Source organism: Streptomyces sp. SID3212 (genome assembly GCF_009865405.1).
In the GTDB taxonomy this organism is placed as follows: domain Bacteria; phylum Actinomycetota; class Actinomycetes; order Streptomycetales; family Streptomycetaceae; genus Streptomyces.
Map to the genome: position 1 here is coordinate 1 of NZ_WWJY01000386.1, position 257 is coordinate 257.

The window sequence follows — 257 nt, forward strand, 5'->3', positions numbered from 1 at the left end:
CGCGCGGCCCGCCGTGGCCGTCTTCCAGGCCCCGGTCTTCACCGAGCCGATGTTCCAGACCCCCGAGACGGCCGCCGCGATGGCCGCCGCCGCCGGGACGCGCGGGCACGACGACCTCGACGACCACATCGACGAGGACGAGGACATCCTCGACACGCACGACACGGACACGACGGAGAACGCGGCCCCGGCCGAGCCCGTCGCCGCTCCCGAGCCGGCGGGCCGCCGCAGGCGCCGCCGTCGCGGGGAGTCCGCCG

At 77.8% G+C, this 257-nt stretch carries 1 protein-coding gene; it reads left to right on the forward strand.

The window, feature by feature from the left end; translation table 11 throughout:
- Window positions 1–257 (forward strand): hypothetical protein (locus GT042_RS11575; RefSeq protein WP_161308629.1); only part of this gene is annotated, 257 nt, incomplete at both ends.